The sequence below is a fragment of the Myroides sp. C4067 genome, from assembly GCF_038039665.1.
In the GTDB taxonomy this organism is placed as follows: domain Bacteria; phylum Bacteroidota; class Bacteroidia; order Flavobacteriales; family Flavobacteriaceae; genus Flavobacterium; species Flavobacterium odoratimimum.
The window spans coordinates 66,186-87,475 of sequence record NZ_JBBPHJ010000010.1 but is presented as its reverse complement, the minus strand read 5'-3'; the positions used below and the strand labels follow the sequence as shown (position 1 = coordinate 87,475).

Here is a 21,290-nt window from a genome sequence, read left to right as displayed (position 1 = left end):
TACGGACTCATAACGGACTTACTACGGATTCATTCCCAAGTAGTAACAAACTTTAGGAGATCTATATCGGATATAAATTAAGAAACACATTTACTAATGAAAACATATTTACGTAAATCAGGAATAATAGCATTGTCTCTATTACTTCCTTATCTCTCTAATGCCCAAACTTCTCAGAAGATATCGGGTAGAATATTAGGAGAGAAGAATAATCCCATAGCTTATGCTACTGTTACGATCGATACTGATCGTGTAGAAGAGAGTGATGAACGAGGGGAGTTTACAACAATAGATCAAGTGCAGTTTCCTCTGTTATTACAGATTAATGCCCTAGGCTATAAGCAGAAGTCAGTAGAACTTACAGAGGAGAGCTATAAAGAAGGTTTTGTTGTTAAGCTTGAAGAAGATGTGAGTCAATTACAAGAGATTCTAGTAACGGCAAGAAGAAATAATTCTTATTTAACCAACTCTACAGTATTAGGAGGAAAGTACAATGGGAGAATAAAGGATTTGCCTCAGTCTATTTCGATTGTATCAAGTGAGTTAATGGAGGACAAACAAGTGTTCCAAGTAGCAGATGTGATTCCTGATTTGGCAGGTGTTACACAGGCGTCAGTCTATGATGAGTTTGTTATCCGTGGATTTAAAAGTGGTTATGACAATGGTATTCGTCTCATAAATGGAATGCGTTCTGCCTATGGTTTTGGAGAGAGTTACTATCGTTCGCCGATGACGATTAACTTTGAGAGTATTGAAGTACTTAAAGGACCAGGGGCTTCTTTATTTGGAGATATTGCTCCTGGAGGAACGATTAATATGGTGACTAAAAAACCATTAGAAAATCACAAAGGATTAATTAATTTCTCAGCAGGGAGCTTTGAGACCTTAAGAACTACTATTGATGTAGGAGGACCTATTGATAAAGATAAGAAGATATTATATCGTTTAAATGCAGGGTACGAAAGTTCTAAAACCTTTAGAGATATTAATAACCGCAAGAACTTCGCAGTAGCACCTTCGTTCACGTTTAAACCAGTGGAGGGAACAACGTTTGATGTAGATTTAGTATTCGATCAATTCAATGGTTATTTAGATAGAGGTATGAGTACTAAGGGAGGAGATTTATACGCTTTGCCACGTACATTTACCTTGAGCCAACCTTCAGATTATTTTAAGACAAAGACTACGACACTTAGTGGACGCTTAACACAACGTATTACAGATAATGTAAATCTACATGTGAATTATATGAAGTCTATCTATGAAGAAGATTTAAATGAGCACAGAACACTAAATACGTATGCTAACCCACCTGAGAACACAGTGGTGAATCTGCGTTTCTTTGATCGTCATGGTAAGGAGTATACGGATAACTTCGTGTCGTACTTAAAATGGGATAAATATGGCAAAAATATTGACCACCATATCGTAGTAGGAGTTGATTATGCACAGTATAAGGGCGATAAAAATAGCTATCAACGCGAGGCGCGCAGTAAGAAAGAAAATGGAGAGGTAGTAGCTTTGACTTTTGACATGAATAATCCTGTATATCAAGGCGCTGATATTACTAATTATGTATGGAGATCAAACACACAATATCCTTTTATGAGCCCTTATAAGAGCACAGGAGTTTATATCCAAGATCAGATTTCTGTAGGAGAAAGATTAAAAATGGTATTGGGATTGAGACATGAGAGTTATAAGTCAGAGAGTACAGATACCAAGGTTCCTTTTACAGCGACTCAGAATACTTGGCTACCTAGAGTTGGGTTAACTTACCTTATCAATGATAAGATTAATTATTTCGCTAGTTATTCTCAGGGGTATGTGCCAGTGGCTGCTAACTTTGTAGCAAATTATAAAGATTACGGAGCGGATAGTGCGTTTAAGTCAGAGAAGAGTTTCCAAGTAGAGACAGGGCTAAAAACAGGTTTCTTTGATAATCAGTTGCAAATGGATTTCTCTTTATTTAGAATTGAGAGAAGAGATATGCTTATCGGTACAGGGCAGTTGACAGAAGCAGGATTACCAGTGTATAGACAGTCAGGTAGAGTAATCTCTCAAGGGGTAGAGTTAGATATGAGAGGACAGCTTACAAAAGAGTTTCAAATTATGGCCAACTATACTTATAATGACACAGAGGTAAAAGAGTCTGCTATCGCTTCAGAAGAAGGACAATTGTTACCTGGAGCTCCTAAGAATTCAGCTAGTATTTGGTTAAAGTATGTTTTTTCAGATACAGCACTTAAAGGGTTGGGATTCGGAGCAGGAGCTTATTATGTCGATCAGAGAAGGTTAAGTGAAAGTGTAGGTAAAGATACTCAGGGGAATGCTCAGTGGGGATATCTACCAGCTTATATGACGGCGAATGCAGCAGTGTATTATCACTTAGATAAGTTTAAATTAGCTGTGAATGTGAATAATATATTTGATAAATATTACTTCCTTGGAGGTTTTGACTATACGAGAGTATTCGCAGGCGCACCTCGTAATGTGATGGTGTCTTTAGGATACAATTTTTAGATATTTCTATCACAGATTTTAAATTTGTGACAATTAAAGAACCTCAATAGATATATATTCTATTGAGGTTCTTTATTTGATAAAAAAGATTAAGCTTCTTTGAATTGATTTATTTTATTGGTTTCGTAATCAGTATTTTAGTTGTGGTTAATAATGCTAAAGTTATGTTCGAAAATAAGCATCTAGAATTTAAACAACAGTTAACTTCAGATTTAGAAAAAGAAGTTGTCGCTTTTTTAAATAGCAATGAAGGAGGTGTACTCTATATAGGTATTAATAATAAAGGTATCCCTATAGGAGTAAAGAATCTTGATCAGGATCAACTAGTTATTAAAGATCGTTTAAAGACTAATATACTTCCTTCCTGTTTAGGGCTATTTGATCTAGTTGTTGAAAATACAGAGGGCAAGAATGTTATAAAAATTATTATAGCAGGAGGATCTGAGAAACCTTATTATATCAAGAAATATGGAATGTCAGAGAAAGGAACGTTTATTAGAATAGGAAGCTCTTCAGAACCCATGACTACTAAACTAATAGAAGATTTGTATAGTAAACGAACTAGGAACTCTATTAGTAAGATTAGGTCTCCTAAACAACAGTTACAGTTCCAACAATTACATATCTATTTTCAGTTTATCAATAAGACATTGAATGAGCAGTTCGCTACTAATCTAGAGCTTTTAACCGAGAAAGAAGAATATAATTATGTCGCTTATCTAATGAGTGATAGCAATAGTGTCTCTGTTAAAGTAGCTCGTTATATAGGGTTAGATAGGGTAGAGTTAGAAGAGAGTAATGAGTTTGGTTATGAATCACTGATAAAAGCAACTCACCAAGTACTAGATAAATTAAATGTAGAGAATCGGACTCTAGCTAAAATCACAGCAAAAGAAAGGAAAGAAAGGCGTTTATGGAATGTAATCGCTTTGCGAGAAGCTGTTTTAAATGCCTTTGTACACAATGATTATACTCGAGAGATCGCTCCTAAGTTTGAGATATTCGATGATCGACTAGAGATTACTTCCTATGGAGGATTGCCTGACGGACTGTCAAAAGAAGAGTTTTTTTATGGTTTCTCTGTACCGCGAAATAAAGAGATTATGCGAATATTTAAAGACCTGGACCTAGTAGAACAGTTAGGGTCCGGTGTCCCTAGAATATTGCAGGCCTATGGTACAGATTGCTTTCAGTTTTCAGAAAACTTCTTGAAGATTACCCTTCCTTCAGTAGAACCAATTGTACTTGTTGAACGTGATAACGTGCAAGACACCATGCAAGACAACCTGCAAGACACCATGCAAGATAACGTGCAAGACACCATGCAAGATAACATGCAAGACACCATGCAAGATAACATGCAAGACACCATGCAAGATAACGTGCAAGATAACGTGCAAGACACCATGCAAGACAACGTACAAGATACCATGCAAGACACCATGCAAGACACCATGCAAGATAACATGCAAGATAACGTGAAAGACAACGTGCAAGATAACGTGCAAGACACCATGCAGGATAACGTGCAAGACACCATGCAGGATAACGTGCAAGATAACGTGCAAGACACCATGCAAGACAACGTGCAAGATAGCATTCATGATACCATGCAAGATAGTCCACAAGTTATAGAGCTTTTAAAAGCTTTTATTGATATACACAGTAGAGAAGAATTACAAGAGAAATTAGGGCTACTAAATAGAGATAATTTTAGAAGAAATTACTTGCAAGCAGCACTTGAAAGAGAATATATTGCTTTGACAATACCTGATAAACCTACGAGCCGTAACCAGAGGTACTATTTAACTGAAAAAGGGAAAGCAACAGCAAAGAGTTTACTTAAAAAGAAACCGTAGTAGAATGCTATGAGTTGATTTTATTCTTTAGTAGTGATTATAGGATGTTTGATTTTTTTTAGAAATATGTATTAGTATTGTGGAGTATCTAGTAAGAATGATTACTTCTTTAGGGTTTCAGTATTATTATTTTGGATTAAAACAATGCCGTCGACAACTTCTAGGATATTCATCTTAAGGAACATATTACCTAAAAAACGAGAGTATGTTGCTTGAGCCATAATTTTATCATTTTTATTGAGATAATGAGAAGTTGCTTCTTCGTTGTGATTGGATGCTATGATTTGTTCGATAGAGTTTGGTATTGCTTCTTTTAATTTATGTTTTTTACCATAGAAGCCTAACGAATTTCCACTTATAGCAGTATAAGCTATAAAAGCGTAATCATCTTTAAAGTTATCAGCTAATAGAGACCCTAAAGTGATTCTGTTATTTTGCATAAAAGAAGATTCAATAGCCTTTGGTTTTCTAATAAAATGAGTAGAAGAACCAAATAAGATTATCTTCTCATTAGGATATTGTTCTTTTAAGAATAATATATTCTCATACATTAATTGATCTCTATGATTATCTGAGTCAGTCTTGCTATTTTTTGCTTGTATTTTTTTTATCAGATTGTTTAAAGCTTGTTCTAATACTGGATTACTTTCTATTTGGGTTAGATAACATTGAAGATAGTCATAAACAATATTGTAATCTTTTTTAGTACGAAATAATGCTTTAAGATTGGTAATAGTTATATTTTTAAAGTGCTTCTCAAACTCATTAGAAGATATAGATGTACAACTTAGAGTGGTATCATGAAGAGTTTCTGTTATAGCTTTTGTGAAAATAGTATCTGAATACTCACCAGAGAAGTCAGCATCAAACCCAACTACTTTGATAGGATTACCTTTCTCATATTGTTCTTTTAGATAGATAAACAACTCTTCAAGAGGTTTATTTCTCATGATAAAAAAAATAGCATTATTTATTGTCCCAACTTGGCCAGTGATTTTGTATTGTTCAAAAGCCTGATACACTTCATATAAATTAGATTCAAGAGCAATGATCTTGAAATTATGTTGTTCTACTAGTTCTTTTATTAGTTCTACTCTAAGTGTACTCGCTGTATAATCAGTATGATTCGCATCTCCAAGAGCTACAATTGATTTGTCTTTTATGTCATTGACAATAAGTTTGTTTTGAGCATAATTAGTAGAAATGTAAAGACTACTTAAAAACAATAATAGGTATTGAAATATTTTAATATGTGATGGTAGCATAAGGATATATTTATTATACTAACGAGGAGTGTACGGATTTCGTGTGTCTATTGTTGTACAAGGATAGTAGGGGTGTGTTTCACAGGGAAGTTTACTGAGTTAGCAATGAAGCAATATTCATTGGCTTTATGATGTAGTTCTTTTGCTTTTTCGACCATATCTTTATTAGCTACAACTACCGTAGGATGGAGTGTTACTTCAGTGAATTTACCTTTGCCATCTACTTCTTCTATCATTACACCAGTCACATGATCTGTATATGCTACTACAATAATATTATTTACAGAGCAGAAGTGTAAGTACCACAACATATGGCAAGAAGATAGAGAAGAAATAAGCATATCTTCAGGGTTGTGTCTGGTCTTATCTCCTCTAAAAGCAGGGTCAGATGAGCCAAGAATATGGACTTTATTTTCTATACTGATTCTGTGATCACGTTCATAGTTCTTGTAGTTATCAGTTCCAGTTCCTTTGTTACCTGTCCACTCTATGGTAGCTTGATAGTTATGTGTTTTCATTGTTGTGTGTTTTGTGTTCATAAAGATAAGGACAAGTTTAACGATTTATGTTCTCAATTGCCTATTTTATGGTAGTATAGTCAAGATTTGTGCTATTAGATGGAGTATATAGATTTTATCTTTGTGGCATAATTAAGAACAAGGTATTTAACGCTGTTATGAAAGCATTATCTCGAATTATCGTTTTGTGTTTTTTTCTCTTTCATTTTGGATTTGTATTTGCAAGCCAACGTGTAGAGACAGGGAAGAATTATGCCGTATCAGGTAAGGTTTTGTTATCTGATCAAGTTAGTAAGAAAGATGCATCTAAAGTTTTTTGTCAAATAGAAGTGGAGTATTTAAACTCGTTAGATACTAATGACTTTTCTAGTGATAAAATAGATTTAGGTGATGTACCACACTTTCTGCATACATACGTTTTTAATGAGCGTTTTACTACACCCGTTTTAAGTGAGGACAATGTATCTGCTTATCTGCAACAGCATAGAGCGAAATATTTGCTATATCAGTCACTTAAGATTCCTCATGGGATAGTTTAAAAAAAATAATGACTACAGGGTAATTGTGGTCAAATCTTTGCTACTTAGTTAATCAATCAATATGTAGCCAATATAGTTAAATCTATGTTGGAGTGTTATTCTATTTTTTCAATTTTAATTAAAAATATATATGCATTTATTACCGAGAGAAACGGAAAAGTTGCTTTTGCACTTGGCTGGTGAATTAGCCAAAAAACGCAAGGCTAGAGGGGTAAAACTAAATTATCCTGAATCTATAGCCTATATCAGTAGTGAGCTTCTAGAGGCGGCACGAGATGGAAAAACAGTAGCAGAGTTAATGCAGTATGGAGCTACACTATTAACACGTGAAGATGTAATGGACGGAATTGCCGAGATGATTCACGATGTACAGATAGAAGCTACTTTCCCTGATGGAACAAAGCTAGTGACAGTACACAACCCTATTAGATAATTTAATACGAAAACAAATGGTTCCAGGAGAATATTTTATTAAAGAGGAAGATATTATCTGTAATGAAGGTAGAGAGATTACTACCATTACAGTGGTTAATAAAGGAGATAGACCTATCCAAGTGGGGTCTCACTATCATTTTTTTGAAGTAAATAAAATGATGGAGTTCGACCGTGCTGCGGCATTTGGTAAACGATTAAATATTATTGCCAGTACAGCTGTTCGTTTTGAGCCAGGAGAAGAAAAAGAGGTAGACTTAGTACCTTATGCAGGTGCACGAAAGATATATGGACATAACGATTTAGCCAATGGAGAAACAATCTCTGAAGAAGCTAAAGCTGTAGCAATGAAAAAAGTTGAGAAACAGTACTTTAAAAACAAATCATTATGAGTTTAAAAGTTGGTAGAGCAAACTACAGTGCGATCTTTGGTCCTACAGTAGGAGATAGAGTGCGTCTAGGAGATACAGAAATCATTATTGAGGTAGAGAAAGACTTTGCAAGTTATGGTGATGAGAGCAAGTTCGGTGGAGGTAAAACTGTACGTGATGGAATGATGCAATCATCTAATCACCTTAGTCATGAAGGGGTGCTAGATATGGTAATTACAGGAGCAATTATTATTGATCACTGGGGTATCGTAAAGGGAGATATTGGTATTAAAGATGGTAAGATAGTAGGTGTAGGTAGAGCAGGTAATCCTGATACGATGGATGATGTAAGCCCTAATATGATTATCGGCGCTTCTACAGAAGTACATGGAGGAGCAGGGTATATCGTTACAGCAGGAGGTATAGATACTCATATTCACTATATCAGTCCTACACAGATAGAGACAGCCCTATACAGTGGAGTGACAACCATGATAGGAGGAGGTACTGGGCCAGCAGATGGGACAAATGCGACAACTGTGACTCCTGGTAAGTGGTATATGAAGCGCATGATGCAAGCTGTGGATCACTTACCTATGAACTTTGGTTTCTTCGGAAAGGGAAATGTAGGTACAGAACAGCCTATTATCGAACAGATCGAAGCAGGAGCTTTAGGAGTAAAGATACACGAGGATTGGGGAGCTACTCCAGCTACTATCGATAGAGCGTTATCTGTAGCAGATCAATATGATGTGCAGGTAGCGATACATACAGATACGTTAAATGAAGGAGGATTCTTAGAAGACACAATGCAAGCAATTAATGGACGTGTAATCCATACATTCCACACAGAAGGAGCTGGAGGAGGACACGCACCTGATATTATAAAATCTGCAATGTACCCTAATGTATTACCTGCATCAACTAACCCGACAAGACCATTTACAAAGAATACAATCGATGAGCACTTAGATATGCTGATGGTGTGTCACCACTTGAGTAAAGATATTCCAGAAGATGTAGCTTTTGCAGATTCGCGTATTCGCCCTGAGACTATTGCGGCTGAAGATATCTTGCAAGACCAAGGAGTATTTAGTATCATGAGTTCTGATTCTCAAGCAATGGGACGTGTAGGTGAAGTAGTCACTAGAACATGGCAAACAGCTGATAAGATGAAGAAACAAATCGGTAGTCTAACAGAGGATGAAGGAACAGGGAATGATAACTTCCGTGCAAAAAGATATGTAGCGAAGTATACAATCAACCCTGCTATTGCTCATGGGGTATCTAACTATATCGGTTCTATAGAGCCAGGTAAGATAGCTGATTTAGTAATATGGAAACCAGCTTTATTTGGGGCAAAACCAGAGATGATTATTAAAGGAGGAATGATAGCTGCGTCTAAGATGGGGGATGCGAATGCGTCTATTCCAACGCCTCAACCTATTATCTTGAGAACGATGTATGGGGGACTAGGAAAAGCAGTAACTAACACTTGTTTTAACTTCGTCTCTAAGATATCTCTAGAAAAAGGTATTCAAGAAGAATATGGAGTAGCTAGAACGTTACTTCCAGTGACTAACTGTCGTAATATCTCTAAAGCAGATATGATTCACAATCATGCCACACCAGAGATTATTGTGAATCCTGAGAACTATGAGGTAAGTATAGATGGTAAGAAAATCACTTGCAAACCAATAGATGAGGTGGCACTAGGACAGCGATATTTCTTGTTTTAAACTATATAAACAACAAACAAATAAACCAACAACAAGAGAATACAAGGGCTTTTTAGCCCTGTATTCTCATTTTTAAGTAAACGTAAGCATGCTAGTAACTCAAGCGATAAGAAATTGTAAGTCAGAAGAGATAGAGAAGCATATCGATTATTTATACATCGAATGGTATCAAGTAGACAAGCGTATCCAGCGTCTAGTGACAGCTGATGGACTATCTATTGCTATTCGTTTTTTAGGTAAAGGGCAGAGTTTAAAAGATGGAGATATCCTATATGAAGATCAGCAAAAAGTAATCATGGTATCTATTTTGCCTTGTGAGGCTATTGCTTTTACTTCATCTGATATGATTACATTAGGTTTAGTGGCTTATGAAATAGGAAATAAACACATTCCGCTATTTGCTGAAGATAATAGTTTATACATGCCTTATGAGCGTTCTATGCAAGAGTGGTTTGATAAAAATGGATATACAATAGAAATTGTAGAAAAGAAATTGCGCTGTCCACTAAATGCAAATGTTGATTTTGAACAGCATAAGAAGTTTACGTTTACACTGCCTAAAGGTAGTTTATCATTAAAATTATAGAATATGCAAGAGTCATTTTTAGGAAGGTTATTGCATTTAGCAGATCCAGCATTACCCATAGGGGGATATACACATTCTAATGGGTTAGAGACCTATGTACAGAATGGGATGGTATGTGATAAGATATCAGCAGATCAGTATATAAGACATAATCTATGGTATAATATTAAGTACAATGATGCAGCACTGATGAAGTTGGCCTATGATGCTACTGTGTTAGGAGATATCAAAGAATTAATCGCATTGGATCAAGAGTGTAATGCACTAAAAGGGCCAATGGAAATAAGACAAGGTAGTCAGAAGTTAGGATTGCGTCTATATAAGATATTTAGTAGATACAGTGGAGAGCATGCTGTAGTACAACAATGGGAACAATTGATTAAGGCAAAAGAGACTTATAATCACTATTGTATTCTCTATGGAGTCTTTGCAGCAGTAATGCAAATTCCTTTAGTAGAAGCTATGCATGCATATTACTACAATGCAGCTATAGGTATGGTCACTAATGCGGTAAAGCTAGTACCACTAGGACAACTAGATGGACAAGATATCCTGTATTACTTACACGATGATTTATTGAAACTAAGTGAAGAGTCGTTAGTAATGGATAGAAACCTTATCGGTCTGTGTAATATTGGTTTTGATATCAGATGTATGCAACACGAACGCCTTTATTCAAGACTTTATTTATCATAAGCAAATAACAATATGGAAAATAGAAAATATATTAAAATAGGAGTAGGAGGGCCTGTAGGATCAGGTAAAACAGCTCTACTGGAACGATTGAGTCGTCGATTATTAAATGAATATGATCTAGCTGTAATTACAAATGATATTTACACTCGTGTAGATGCAGAGTTTATGGCTAAGAATAGTCTATTGCCAAAAGATAGAATTATAGGCGTAGAGACAGGAGGATGTCCTCATACTGCTATACGCGAAGACGCGAGTATGAATCTGGAAGCTGTAGATGAGTTAGCTAGTCGTTTTCCTGATTTAGAGTTGATTTTTATTGAGAGTGGAGGAGATAACTTATCATCTACCTTTAGCCCTGACTTAGCCGACATTACTATTTTCGTATTAGATGTAGCAGAGGGAGAAAAGATGCCAAGTAAAGGAGGACCAGCCATTACACGTTCTGACCTGTTGTTAATCAATAAGAAAGACTTAGCCCCTTACGTAGGAGCCGATCTTAATGTGATGGAGACAGATGCAAGACGAGTGAGAAAAGGAGCTCCATTTTTATTTTCTAATTTAAAAACAGGAGATGGACTAGAAGAAATAGTCGGTTGGATTAAAAAATATGCTTTGTTAGAGGATATTGAAGAACCTAATTTATTGAGATAGTATGATTTCATCATTAGACATTAGAGTTGAGCAACGTGAGGGAGCTTCTTATTTAAAGGACGCTTACGTTACTCAACCTTTTCGAATTGTACCAGTAGGGCAATATAAGAGAGATAAGGCAGCTTATCTAATGATTATGAGTTCTTCTCCAGGACTCTTAGACAATGATGATCATCGCATCTCTATTCACCTTGCTAAGTACACTAAACTTCAATTACAGACACAAGCGTATCAACGTCTTTTTCACATGAAGAATAAGTCGATGCAAACCACTGTAATAGATATGAAAAAGGGAAGTGCCTTTGCCTATATTCCTCATCCGGTAGTACCCCAGAGTTCATCTACTTTTATCAGTCGTAATAAAGTAGAAATGAAGGAAGATTGTCATTTTTTACTTTCTGATATTATTACTTGTGGAAGGAAATTATCAGGAGAAGAGTTTGAGTACAATCACTTTCAGAATTTGACTGAGATTTATGTAGAAGGTAAGCTTAAAGTAAAGGATAATGTACTGTTACAACCTGACTTAATGCCTATTAAAGAGATAGGTATTTTAGAGGGGTATACTCATCAGGGAACTCTGATTTATTACAATACCGCCAATGTGTCTGTACTAGAATACATAGAATATTTCTACGAACAGTATGGAGAGAAAGAAGGAATCGAATTCGGTATAAGCTTATTAGAAGGAGATGGTTTTATGATTCGAGTTTTAGGACAGGGGGCAGAAAAGTTATTCAATATATTTCAAACAATTCAACAGAAGCTATGGGATGAGTTGTTTTTATAACAGCCTAAGTAGATTTTAATTAAAAACTCAAAAATAAAACCATGAAAGAACTTATAGTTCATTGTTTTAAGGCCTTTTTTAGAGGTTTTGGACAGATTATGTTACAAGCCAATGCAATAACAGGAATGCTGTTCTTGGCAGCAATATATTACGATTCTACCAATATGGCCTTAGCGGCATCTCTGAGTAATATAGTAGCTATTATAACAGCAAAATTATTGAGATTTGATAGGCAGGACATAGAGAATGGACTATATGGGTTTAATTCATGTCTGATAGGGGTAGCTTTAATATTCTATTTTGAACCTAGTATTTGGGTATATGCGATGATGATTATTTCATCTGTTTTATCAACCATTATAATGGGATGGGCAATAAAAAAGGAATTACCAGCTTATACATTTCCTTTTATTCTTTTTACTTGGATTTCACTGTTTATTCTAAGTATCCCTGATTTAGCTATTCGTTCTGTACCTGAGCACTTTGTAGATATAGAAGAGTTAGATGACTTTTTAATTCAAGGCCATGCTTTTGGACAAGTATTATTTCAAGGGAGCTTTGTAGCAGGAGTTGTATTCTTTTTGGGAGTGTTTATCAGCCGACCTATACAGGCATTATATGGTTTTGTAGCAGTGATTGTCAGTGTGTATATTTCGCATAGTAGTCATGCCTCTAATGCTTTAATTAGTGAAGGAGTATTTAGTTTTAATGCGGTATTATGCGGTATTGCTATGGGAGAGGATAAAGTACGTGCAGGAATGTATGTGTTAATCAGTGTAATTATCTCTACCTATTTCGATATTTTTATGATTAAGTATGGATGGACTACTTTGACATTCCCTTTTGTATTTGCGATGTGGGTGATGTATCCTATCAAGCAGTTAGACAAATGGATAGTGAAGAAATTAGAAGAACTAGGAATTACTAATCTTATTGATAGAATATCTAAGTAATATTGGCAAAATATTAGCTATAGACTATTGATAATGATCTATTTATTTTATAAAATTTGCCTTAATTATTTGGTTGAAATATGTCGAAGCCGTCTATTGAAATATTGAACAACTATCAGTATAAGAAGTTGTTTTTGCCTTATTTGGATAATAGTTATTTAGAGAATGATAGCAAGATTCAAGTTTATCGTTTAGAAGACTATTTAAGGGGAATTTTAATGCCTGTTATCCCTTATCGTACCACATTTAATTTTATGATTATGTTGACTACGGGGGAGATGACACAGTATTTAGATAGTGGAGCTTATACTTTGTCTAAACATGAGATTATCAATGTCAAGAATGGAAATATAACAGCAACCCTATCTATATCAGAGGATATCAGGGGGTATTTTGTTATATATGAGAACGATGTGGTTACAGATATATCATTAGGAGCAACTGATTTAAAGTTTTTTGCCATGAATCCTCATGTAAAGCTTAATGAGATGAATGCGAGTTGGGTAGGTAGAATACTGAATTTGCTAGAAGAAGAATCTTTAAGTGAAAATAGAGATGTAGAGATTTGTGTTACCTTATTAGAGGCTATATTAATGAAGGTAATTCGTGCAGATATGGAAAAGAAGACTCCGATGAGTAGACAACTAGATATTGCTTTTCGCTTTAGAGAGTTGGTACAGAAATTTCATATTGATCATAAGAATGTTCTGTTTTATGCTAACCTTCTTCACATCTCAGAGAATTATCTGAATAAATGTGTCAAAGAAGCTACTAATAAACCGCCTAAACAATGGATTAATGAAATCAGTATCTTACATAGTCAAATACTCTTACAAGATAAAACAAGAGATATCGCAGGTATTGCTTTTGAATTAAAGTATAATTCACCTTCTTATTTTACAAGGTTATTTAAAAAGGTGACAGGATATTCACCTAGTGATTATCGCAAACATAAGTTTATATTATAACTTGTCTAGTATTGACAATGTTTAAAACAAGAAAGAGAATAGATATAAGTTATACTATTCTCTTTCTTGTTTTTTACTTTTCGTAAGCCTTGTCTATAATAGAGTTCATTGCTTCTTTTATCTTTTGTCTTCCTTCATCACTGTGGAGGTCTATACCACAGAAATACCTTCCATTGTGTTCAGCGTATAAGTTGAGGTAATAAGCCCCAGATACAAGAATAGCCATTAAAGCGCGATAATTATCTGCTTTATCACCAAAGTGATGATCAGATACATTCTTGAATAGAACTTCTCCTATATCTTCTTGTTTAGTTATAATTCTTTTTAAAGAATCTCTGTCTTCGGATAATTGCCAAAGCATTAGTTTTTGAAACTCCTTGTTTTGTTGAACAAAGTCGTATTGTTCAGCTAATAATGCTTTACCCATTTCTTTTCCGCCATCTTTAGTGGCTTCGTCTAACAATAAATCAGGATCTATATTGTTCCAAAAATATTGGGAGTTGATATACTCATCAAGTAATTGATCTACACCTCCAAAGTAATTATAGATAAGTTTTTTGTCTAAGCCTGCCGTTGCAGCGATATCATTTACTTTAAGAGCAGAATAGCCTTTTTCCTTTAAGATTATTCCTACTGCTTGAAGTAATGTTTCTTTACTTTTTTCTTTATTTCTCTCTCTTGGTTTTTCCTTTTTCTCTGACATAATGAAGTAAAAAAAATATTTTATCAAAAGTACTAATTATTAAGTCACCATTAAGTGATTTGTTATATATTTGCTCTTCATAAGAGACTCTCTAGGTATTGAAATCTTAGTATTAATGAAGGATACTTAATGTTTTCTGTTAAGAATATTTCTTTTAATAAGAAGTATTGATTTGGTTAGAGGCTTTGTTGAAAATAGAATTAGAGTCAATATTCTTGTTTATAGACTGTAAAGAAGTAATTGTAAAAAATAGGTATAACGCCATAAATAGAAGTATTATGATAAAATGGATATTAAGTGCTGTTGTCGTGATTTATTCTCTTGTAAGAGAGTTTATAACACATTTCTTGTAATACTGCGCTTTATAGTTATACGATAAAATATAGTTCTGGCCGAATTATAGATACGTTGTTTGTAGTAGGTTTCTAGTTAGTGTATTATCTAACTAGAACCTATGTTTTTTAATCAGTCATCTATTAAATTTTTTAGCATCCTGTATAATTGCTAGATAATGTATAATATTAATGAAAAAGAAAAGTAATAATGAGAGTCAAGTATCTTAGGGTATTTGGCTCTTATTTTTTTTAAATATAGTTTTAATGATTGCATAGACAGGGAGAGGAGCTGAATAAATGGTAAAAGCACTAAAAAATAAAATATTCACAATTAGCGATTGTTTGTTGTGAAATAAGAATGTAATTTAACAATTAATCACTAGAGGTATAAAAGAGGAGTCTATATACTATAGGGAGTCACCTATGGTGACTAGTGGCGTTTTATAAATTAGGTTTTATAATTGTTATTTTATGAGTTTTAATCGTGTATTTGTATAATATTTTTATTTATTGTGTATAAATGTTTGTGTAGTATTAAATATTGTTGGTTAAGTTCTATTTTTGTATTGCTAGTAATTATGATAAAATAATAAATAGTGTGTTCGTTTTATAGGTGTTTGAGACTAGTGAAATTGCTGAAAAGATCTAATAGAAGAATGATTAGGTACAAAATTTTATACAAAATAGATTAATTGGTGCGATTTTTGGTTTTATTGTAAAACGACCTCGTAGGGATAAGGTTAAAAAAACCAGAGATTGAAAGCTAATATTGCTTTTAAAGCTGGGGATAAAATGAATAAAAAGAGTAGTTATGAAAAAGAAGAATATCAGTTTAATAATTCTTGGGCTAGTGCCATGTATTGCTTCAGCACAAACTGTAAATGAAGGAATATTATCCGTTATGCCAGGTACAGAAATGGGTACTGTAGCGGAGTTTATTAACGAAAAGAAAGGTGACTTTACTAATGATGGTACTGTTTATTTCTTTAATGATTTTACAAATGAAGGTATCTATAGCATTAGTAAAAATGCGAAGACAGGTAAAGTCGTGTTTAGTAGATATGAGAACGAAACAGGTGTACAAACTATTTCGGGTAACTCATTTACTGAATTTTATGATGTAGTTCTAAACAATCCCCAGACAGCTGGAGCTTTTGATCTGAAAACAAATATAGATGTCTATGGAACAATGGACTTTCAAGACGGAATTGTAAAGGTAGACTCGACTTTGAATACTACAACAGGATTATCAAAAGGGATGATCAGTTTCCAAAAAGGAGCAAAAGCAATTAATGTGAGTGATAAAAGCTTTGCTGATGGTGAGATAGAGAAAATAGGAAACGATGAGTTTATGTTCCCTCAAGGAAATAAAGGTAACTTTAGATATGCTAAGATCTCTGCTCCTAAAAGTGATAAATCTGTTTATGTTAGTAGATATATTTATGATGATAAACAGTTTTTCGAATCTCATAGTAATAAATCTGGAGTAATTAATTTATTGAATACAAAAGAGTTTTGGTTAGTAGATAAAGGGAATAATACAGAAGGAGATGTCTTGCTAACCTTGAGTTGGAGCGAGAATACTACATTGAAAGAGATGTTACTAAATCCAGAAAAAGATTTACATATTATCCGTTGGGATTCACATAATCTTATTTGGGTAGATGAAGGAGGAGTAGTAGATATCGCAAATAAAGAAGTAACTACAGCTACTGCTGTAAATGGTTATGGATTCTTCACTTTAGGGACAGTAAATACTGATGTAATGTTAGATGGTGATGTAGTCGTATATAACGCTGTTTCTCCTAATGGAGACGGTAAGAATGATTATTTTATTATTGATAATATTACTCGTTACCCTAATAACAAAGTACAGATCTTTAATAGATGGGGAGCTAAGGTGTACGAAACAACCAATTATGATAGTAATGGTAATGTATTTAAAGGATATTCAGAAGGGCGTGGTACTATGAATAAAAATGCTAAACTACCAACAGGTACTTACTTCTACGTCTTAACATACGAATATTCTGATGCTAGAGGAGCTAGAATTATCAAGAAACAAGGATACTTACATTTAGAGAATGAATAAAGTTAAAAGAAAATGATTAATAGAGTTATTAAGGTATTATTGACATAGATGCTCTTAATACAAAATGAAAGAAAACCACTAACTATTGTTAGTGGTTTTTTTATTAACTAGTGGTTTTTAGATAAAAAAGGAAAAATACACTTTAGAAGATAAAGTAATACTTCTACATTTGTGTACTTATAAAACACAAATGGAATTAGATATCTTATTGTATTTAGGAATAGTTGCTTTCTGTGCTGGGTTTATAGATGCCATCGCAGGAGGAGGAGGACTAATACAAACACCACTAGGCCTAGCCTTATTACCCCAACTCCCTGTATCGACTGTGATAGGTACACTTAAGATTCCCGCTTTTTCAGGAACGGCTATAGCTGTCAGACAATATTTAAAGCAGACTAAGATAAACTGGATGTACTTTGCCCTATTAGGCTTGATCTCTTTTGGAAGTGCTTTTGCAGGCTCTTATGTTTTGACGATAGTGAATAATGACTTTATGAAGCCTTTGTTATTTATCATCTTAATAGCCCTATGGATATTCACTTATGTCAAAAAGGACTTCTCTAGAAAAGCGATTACTAATATTACAGATAGACAGAAGTATATCTGGGGAGTTATCATTTCGGTAGTAGTAGGTTTTTACGATGGTTTTATTGGTCCAGCTACAGGTACGTTCTTTATTATGGGGTTTGTCTTTTTAATAGGTTTTGACTTTTTTAAAGCCTCTGCTTATGCAAAGCTGATTAATCTAGTAACCAACTTCGGTAGTATCTGCTTATTTTTATTAAAAGGTGCTATTATATGGAAGGTTGCTATCCCAATGGCTGTTTGTAACGGTTTAGGAGGATATTTTGGAGCGAAGATGGCTATTCTAAAAGGGCAAGTATGGGTGAGATATATCTTTTTATTCATCATGTTCATCGCTATTTGTCGATTTGGATATGAAGTGTGGTTTAAATAAGAAAGTATGGAAAGAGATAAACCATTTTACTTATCACTGACTAAAGAGAATAGTCATAAAGTAAAGATAACAGCAGGACAAGGTCGTTTTGCGATAGGCACTAAGGGAATTACAATGTCTAAATGTGATGCTTTAGTAGAGAGAGAAGATACTATTAATTGGAGCGTATTTAATGAGTTTCAAGTTCCAGCAGGAGGTAATTGGCCTCGTGTGATGGAGTACCACGGAGATGATACGTCATTTATCCAGTGGAGTGCTATTCGGGAGATGGAGCAGCTAGATTGGGTACCACTAGATTGTAAAGAAGCTGATTTTAGTCAGGCAGCTATCAGAAGATTAGTAGTGACTATTGATCATCCTATTCGCTTAATATTAGGCAAGGGAGTGAAAGACATCTCTATTAGAGGGAAGGTCAGTAATCTAACTTTAGAGAACTATGAGCACCTAGAAGCTTTGTCTTTTTCGTTTGCTAATGATACTGTATCTCCCTTGAGATTACAAGTACTTAAAACGACAGCACATATCAAGGAGATCAATATTCATACTAAAGTGAATGGGCAACCTTTTGATTGTAATAGTTTATCGCAATTCACTAATTTGACAGCAATATCGCTATCTGGTAATGTATGTAATCTAGGTGAATTAAAGCAGTTTGAGAATTTAGAAAGTCTAGAGTTGAGGTATATGCCTAACTTAGAGGGAATACCAACTTTAGCGAGTTGGTCTAAACTAAATTATTTCATTGGTTGGAATATTGAGGAAAAGGGCGGTAAAGAATTAAAGAAACAATTAACTGTATTAGAGAAGGAGAGAACCTTTCAATACGCTTCTGTTTCTAATTTAAAGAAGCCTGAGTGGTTTATTACTGAGTTTAGTATCCCATTTGGCTCTTGGGTAGGGAAGAACAATAAAGTAGCTGTAAAGGCTTATAAAGAAGCTTTAAAAACAATCAAAAAAGCTAAAACGAAAGAGGAAGTTAAGGAAGCAATCAGAGTTCTAGTAGAGATCGTGAATGATCTACCGAATATCGAAACTACAGAGAGAGAAGATACTTGGGAAGCAGTCATGCAATTAGTTTCTTTTAGCTCTTTAGTAATAGCGGAAGAAGAAGCTAATCAGTGGTTTGATAAATATAGAGACTTTTAAAAAAGAATAGCTATGACTATAACAGAATTAGAACAGAAATATAATATCGTTTATCCTGAGCTTTATAGGCAGTTAGAACAGGATAATATGTTAGAAGTAGGAGAGTACAGTCCGATGTGGTATGCAACGACATTTCCGAAGTTAAAAGATAATCCACCTTTATTGTTATTTAGTGATGACTTCGAATTGACTCCTTTAAAGGATGTTGATGAAGATATAGCCTGGCTAAGAGACCCTGATAATTATATGGAGATTAAAGAAGAGTATAACTTTATTTCGTTTGCTAAGAATGGGGCAGGGGATATGTATTGTTTCATGATGAATGAAGAGGTAGACGGTGATTATCCTATCGTATATGTATGGCACGATGATATAGAAGCTACTTATGAAGCGAAGAATTTAAGAGACTTTATCTTTAAACGCATCGTGATGGATATGAGTCAGCTAGATACCTATAACAATCAGTCTGATCAAGAGTTTATAGAAAACCTTAGGGCTACCCTAAAGACACATATACAGTATCTATCAGAGGATAAAGTGGCTCTTCTACAGGAGTTAATAGAGCGTCCTATCATCGATTATAGATTAGAAGATACCAATGATAAGTATAGAGGATTATTGACCTATACAGAGTATAAAGAGATATTAGCGAAGTACATTCCTTATGAGAAGATGAATGTTTCGTTTCCATACTCCGAATAAGATAGTTGAAGCACCAATATTGTTTATTGGTGCTTTTTTTGACTTTAGTTTTAAGTGTCTTAAAGAGTGAAGAGTATCTTTGTAACGAATAGAACCTAATATATTGTAGAATAATGAAAGTAGCTTTTGAGAAATACAATCCTCAGTGGAGAGAAAAGTTTGATCTTATAAAAGAAGAATTAGCTCCTGTGCTAAGTCATCTAGAGGTACAGATAGAGCATATCGGGAGTACTTCTGTAGAAGGATTATCTGCTAAGCCTATTATCGATATTATGATAGGGTTAAAATCAGAGGAAGATTTAGATAAACTGCCTAGCCTTATGACTGCAAAAGGGTATATCTATTATGAACTATACAATGAAGAAATGCCTTACAGAAGATTTTTCGTTAAGTTGGATCAAGAGCCTAGTTTATATGGATTTCCTACTCAGATAGGAATAGGAGAACAAGTGCCTGAAGCATTACATAATCACGATATCAGAGTAGCGAATATACATGCTATCCCAGTGGATAACATGAACTGGACACGTCATATCGCTTTTAGAGATTACCTAAGGGCACATCCTGCTGTGAAAAAGGCATATCAAGAATTAAAAGAAAAACTGAGCACAATGGAGTGGAGAGATGGAAATCATTATAATGAAGGTAAGGATAGTTTTATAAAAACAGAAGAAGCTAAGTCTATAAAATGGTTTTTAAATAAAAAGTAATAATAATGTTTCTTTAAATGTTAAAATTATTTACTATATTAGTATTTGTTAAAAAACAAAAGAAAGTTATTATTAATTCGCATAAAAGCCGTAGCCTTATTTTAAGACTACGGCTTTTTACTTTATATATATCTTAATTTAAATACAATACGATGAATAATAAAATAAGAGCATATCAGCAAATAGTAAAAGGAGAGGAAGTACCTATAGTATATAAACACCTATTATCCCTAGTAATGCGTATAAAAGCTCACTTAGAAAAAAGAGATAGTCGCTATACAGGGTTTAAGTTTAGCAATGTATCTCCGGGTTATATGGATTATACCTATTTTCCTTTTTATAACGAGTATTTAAGAGGAGAGCTATTGCGTTTTGGGATTGTCTTAAATCATGCTGAAATGCGTTTTGAGTTATGGCTCATGGGACAAAATGCTGAAATACAAGATAGATATTGGCAGTTATTAAAAGATAGTAAGTGGAATCAGGGAGTGGAGCAGATGCCTATGTATAGTGTATTAGAAACAGTCTTAGTAGACAATCCTGACTTTAATAATGAGAAGGAATTGTTCGAAACGATAGCTACTCATGCAAAGCGTGATATAGACGAAATCATAGACTATCTACAAGTATTATAATCTTGTGATGCTTGTATGTAGTTGATATTTTGCTTTGGATGAGCCTATAGTCGCTGTAATATCATTCCGTAGTGAGTCCGTTATTTTGTCTAAAAAAACGGACTCACTACGGACTCACT

The 21,290-nt window shown here is 34.2% G+C and carries 21 protein-coding genes; 18 read left to right on the top strand and 3 right to left on the bottom strand.

What is annotated here, in order from left to right; all coding sequences use genetic code 11:
- Positions 1-96: 96 nt before the first annotated feature.
- Both AABL87_RS09285 and AABL87_RS09280 read left to right on the top strand, forming a co-directional pair.
- Positions 97-2,523: a TonB-dependent receptor gene (locus AABL87_RS09285; RefSeq protein ID WP_341277240.1), complete on the top strand. Its 2,427-nt coding sequence runs from the start codon at positions 97-99 to the stop codon at positions 2,521-2,523.
- A 164-nt stretch (positions 2,524-2,687) separates the two neighbouring features.
- Complete coding sequence (locus AABL87_RS09280; protein WP_341277239.1) at positions 2,688-4,382, top strand: Fic family protein; 1,695 nt, start codon at positions 2,688-2,690, stop codon at positions 4,380-4,382.
- A gap of 101 nt (positions 4,383-4,483) precedes the next feature.
- Here AABL87_RS09280 and AABL87_RS09275 read toward each other — a convergent pair whose 3' ends face one another.
- Entirely contained in the window at positions 4,484-5,647 is a 1,164-nt protein-coding gene (locus tag AABL87_RS09275; RefSeq protein ID WP_341277238.1) for an erythromycin esterase family protein, read from the bottom strand.
- A gap of 47 nt (positions 5,648-5,694) precedes the next feature.
- Positions 5,695-6,165, bottom strand: coding sequence for an OsmC family protein (locus AABL87_RS09270; RefSeq protein ID WP_286403803.1), 471 nt, complete (start codon positions 6,163-6,165; stop codon positions 5,695-5,697).
- A gap of 158 nt (positions 6,166-6,323) precedes the next feature.
- Here AABL87_RS09270 and AABL87_RS09265 point away from each other — a divergent pair, with 158 nt between their 5' ends.
- The 10 genes from AABL87_RS09265 to AABL87_RS09220 all read left to right on the top strand — a co-directional run bounded on the left by AABL87_RS09265 (position 6,324) and on the right by AABL87_RS09220 (position 13,890).
- Positions 6,324-6,704, top strand: a complete 381-nt coding sequence (locus tag AABL87_RS09265; protein WP_341277237.1) for a hypothetical protein — start codon at positions 6,324-6,326, stop codon at positions 6,702-6,704.
- Between the two features lie 130 nt (positions 6,705-6,834).
- On the top strand, positions 6,835-7,137 hold the full coding sequence (gene ureA / locus AABL87_RS09260; protein WP_006258220.1) for an urease subunit gamma: 303 nt from the start codon (positions 6,835-6,837) through the stop codon (positions 7,135-7,137).
- Between the two features lie 16 nt (positions 7,138-7,153).
- Positions 7,154-7,528 carry an urease subunit beta gene (ureB, locus tag AABL87_RS09255; RefSeq protein WP_341277236.1) on the top strand — a complete coding sequence of 125 codons (375 nt, stop codon included), beginning with the start codon at positions 7,154-7,156 and terminating at the stop codon, positions 7,526-7,528.
- The gene (gene ureC, locus AABL87_RS09250; protein WP_341277235.1) at positions 7,525-9,246 is read left to right on the top strand and encodes an urease subunit alpha; all 1,722 of its coding nucleotides are present in this window, start codon (positions 7,525-7,527) and stop codon (positions 9,244-9,246) included. Before ureB ends, ureC begins: the two co-directional genes overlap by 4 nt.
- An 88-nt stretch (positions 9,247-9,334) precedes the next feature.
- Entirely contained in the window at positions 9,335-9,832 is a 498-nt protein-coding gene (locus tag AABL87_RS09245; RefSeq protein WP_341277234.1) for an urease accessory protein UreE, read from the top strand.
- A gap of 3 nt (positions 9,833-9,835) precedes the next feature.
- Positions 9,836-10,528 carry an urease accessory protein UreF gene (locus AABL87_RS09240; RefSeq protein WP_025125063.1) on the top strand — a complete coding sequence of 231 codons (693 nt, stop codon included), beginning with the start codon at positions 9,836-9,838 and terminating at the stop codon, positions 10,526-10,528.
- A 12-nt stretch (positions 10,529-10,540) separates the two neighbouring features.
- Complete coding sequence (gene ureG / locus AABL87_RS09235) at positions 10,541-11,179, top strand: urease accessory protein UreG (protein ID WP_016649139.1); 639 nt, start codon at positions 10,541-10,543, stop codon at positions 11,177-11,179.
- Between the two features lies 1 nt (position 11,180).
- On the top strand, positions 11,181-11,969 hold the full coding sequence (locus tag AABL87_RS09230; RefSeq protein WP_286397442.1) for an urease accessory protein UreD: 789 nt from the start codon (positions 11,181-11,183) through the stop codon (positions 11,967-11,969).
- A gap of 41 nt (positions 11,970-12,010) precedes the next feature.
- The gene (locus tag AABL87_RS09225; protein ID WP_006258213.1) at positions 12,011-12,922 is read left to right on the top strand and encodes an urea transporter; all 912 of its coding nucleotides are present in this window, start codon (positions 12,011-12,013) and stop codon (positions 12,920-12,922) included.
- Positions 12,923-13,002: 80 nt separating this feature from the next.
- Complete coding sequence (locus AABL87_RS09220) at positions 13,003-13,890, top strand: helix-turn-helix domain-containing protein (protein ID WP_341277233.1); 888 nt, start codon at positions 13,003-13,005, stop codon at positions 13,888-13,890.
- A gap of 73 nt (positions 13,891-13,963) precedes the next feature.
- On the opposite strand, the gene AABL87_RS09215 is transcribed toward AABL87_RS09220, so the two are convergent.
- Positions 13,964-14,593 (bottom strand): TetR/AcrR family transcriptional regulator, encoded by a 630-nt coding sequence (locus tag AABL87_RS09215; protein ID WP_006258211.1) that lies wholly within the window; start codon positions 14,591-14,593, stop codon positions 13,964-13,966.
- A 1,146-nt stretch (positions 14,594-15,739) separates the two neighbouring features.
- Here AABL87_RS09215 and AABL87_RS09210 point away from each other — a divergent pair.
- The 6 genes from AABL87_RS09210 to AABL87_RS09185 all read left to right on the top strand — a co-directional run bounded on the left by AABL87_RS09210 (position 15,740) and on the right by AABL87_RS09185 (position 21,171).
- A complete protein-coding gene (locus AABL87_RS09210; protein WP_341277232.1) occupies positions 15,740-17,020 on the top strand; it encodes a gliding motility-associated C-terminal domain-containing protein in 1,281 nt (426 codons plus the stop codon).
- Positions 17,021-17,210: 190 nt separating this feature from the next.
- Positions 17,211-17,978, top strand: coding sequence for a sulfite exporter TauE/SafE family protein (locus tag AABL87_RS09205; RefSeq protein ID WP_341277231.1), 768 nt, complete (start codon positions 17,211-17,213; stop codon positions 17,976-17,978).
- A 6-nt stretch (positions 17,979-17,984) separates the two neighbouring features.
- Positions 17,985-19,124 carry a hypothetical protein gene (locus AABL87_RS09200; RefSeq protein ID WP_341277230.1) on the top strand — a complete coding sequence of 380 codons (1,140 nt, stop codon included), beginning with the start codon at positions 17,985-17,987 and terminating at the stop codon, positions 19,122-19,124.
- Between the two features lie 12 nt (positions 19,125-19,136).
- Entirely contained in the window at positions 19,137-19,826 is a 690-nt protein-coding gene (locus tag AABL87_RS09195; RefSeq protein ID WP_341277229.1) for an SMI1/KNR4 family protein, read from the top strand.
- 113 nt (positions 19,827-19,939) lie between these two features.
- Entirely contained in the window at positions 19,940-20,536 is a 597-nt protein-coding gene (locus AABL87_RS09190) for a GrpB family protein (RefSeq protein ID WP_341277228.1), read from the top strand.
- 152 nt (positions 20,537-20,688) lie between these two features.
- Positions 20,689-21,171, top strand: a complete 483-nt coding sequence (locus AABL87_RS09185; protein WP_071307566.1) for a DUF7000 family protein — start codon at positions 20,689-20,691, stop codon at positions 21,169-21,171.
- Positions 21,172-21,290 lie beyond the last annotated feature (119 nt).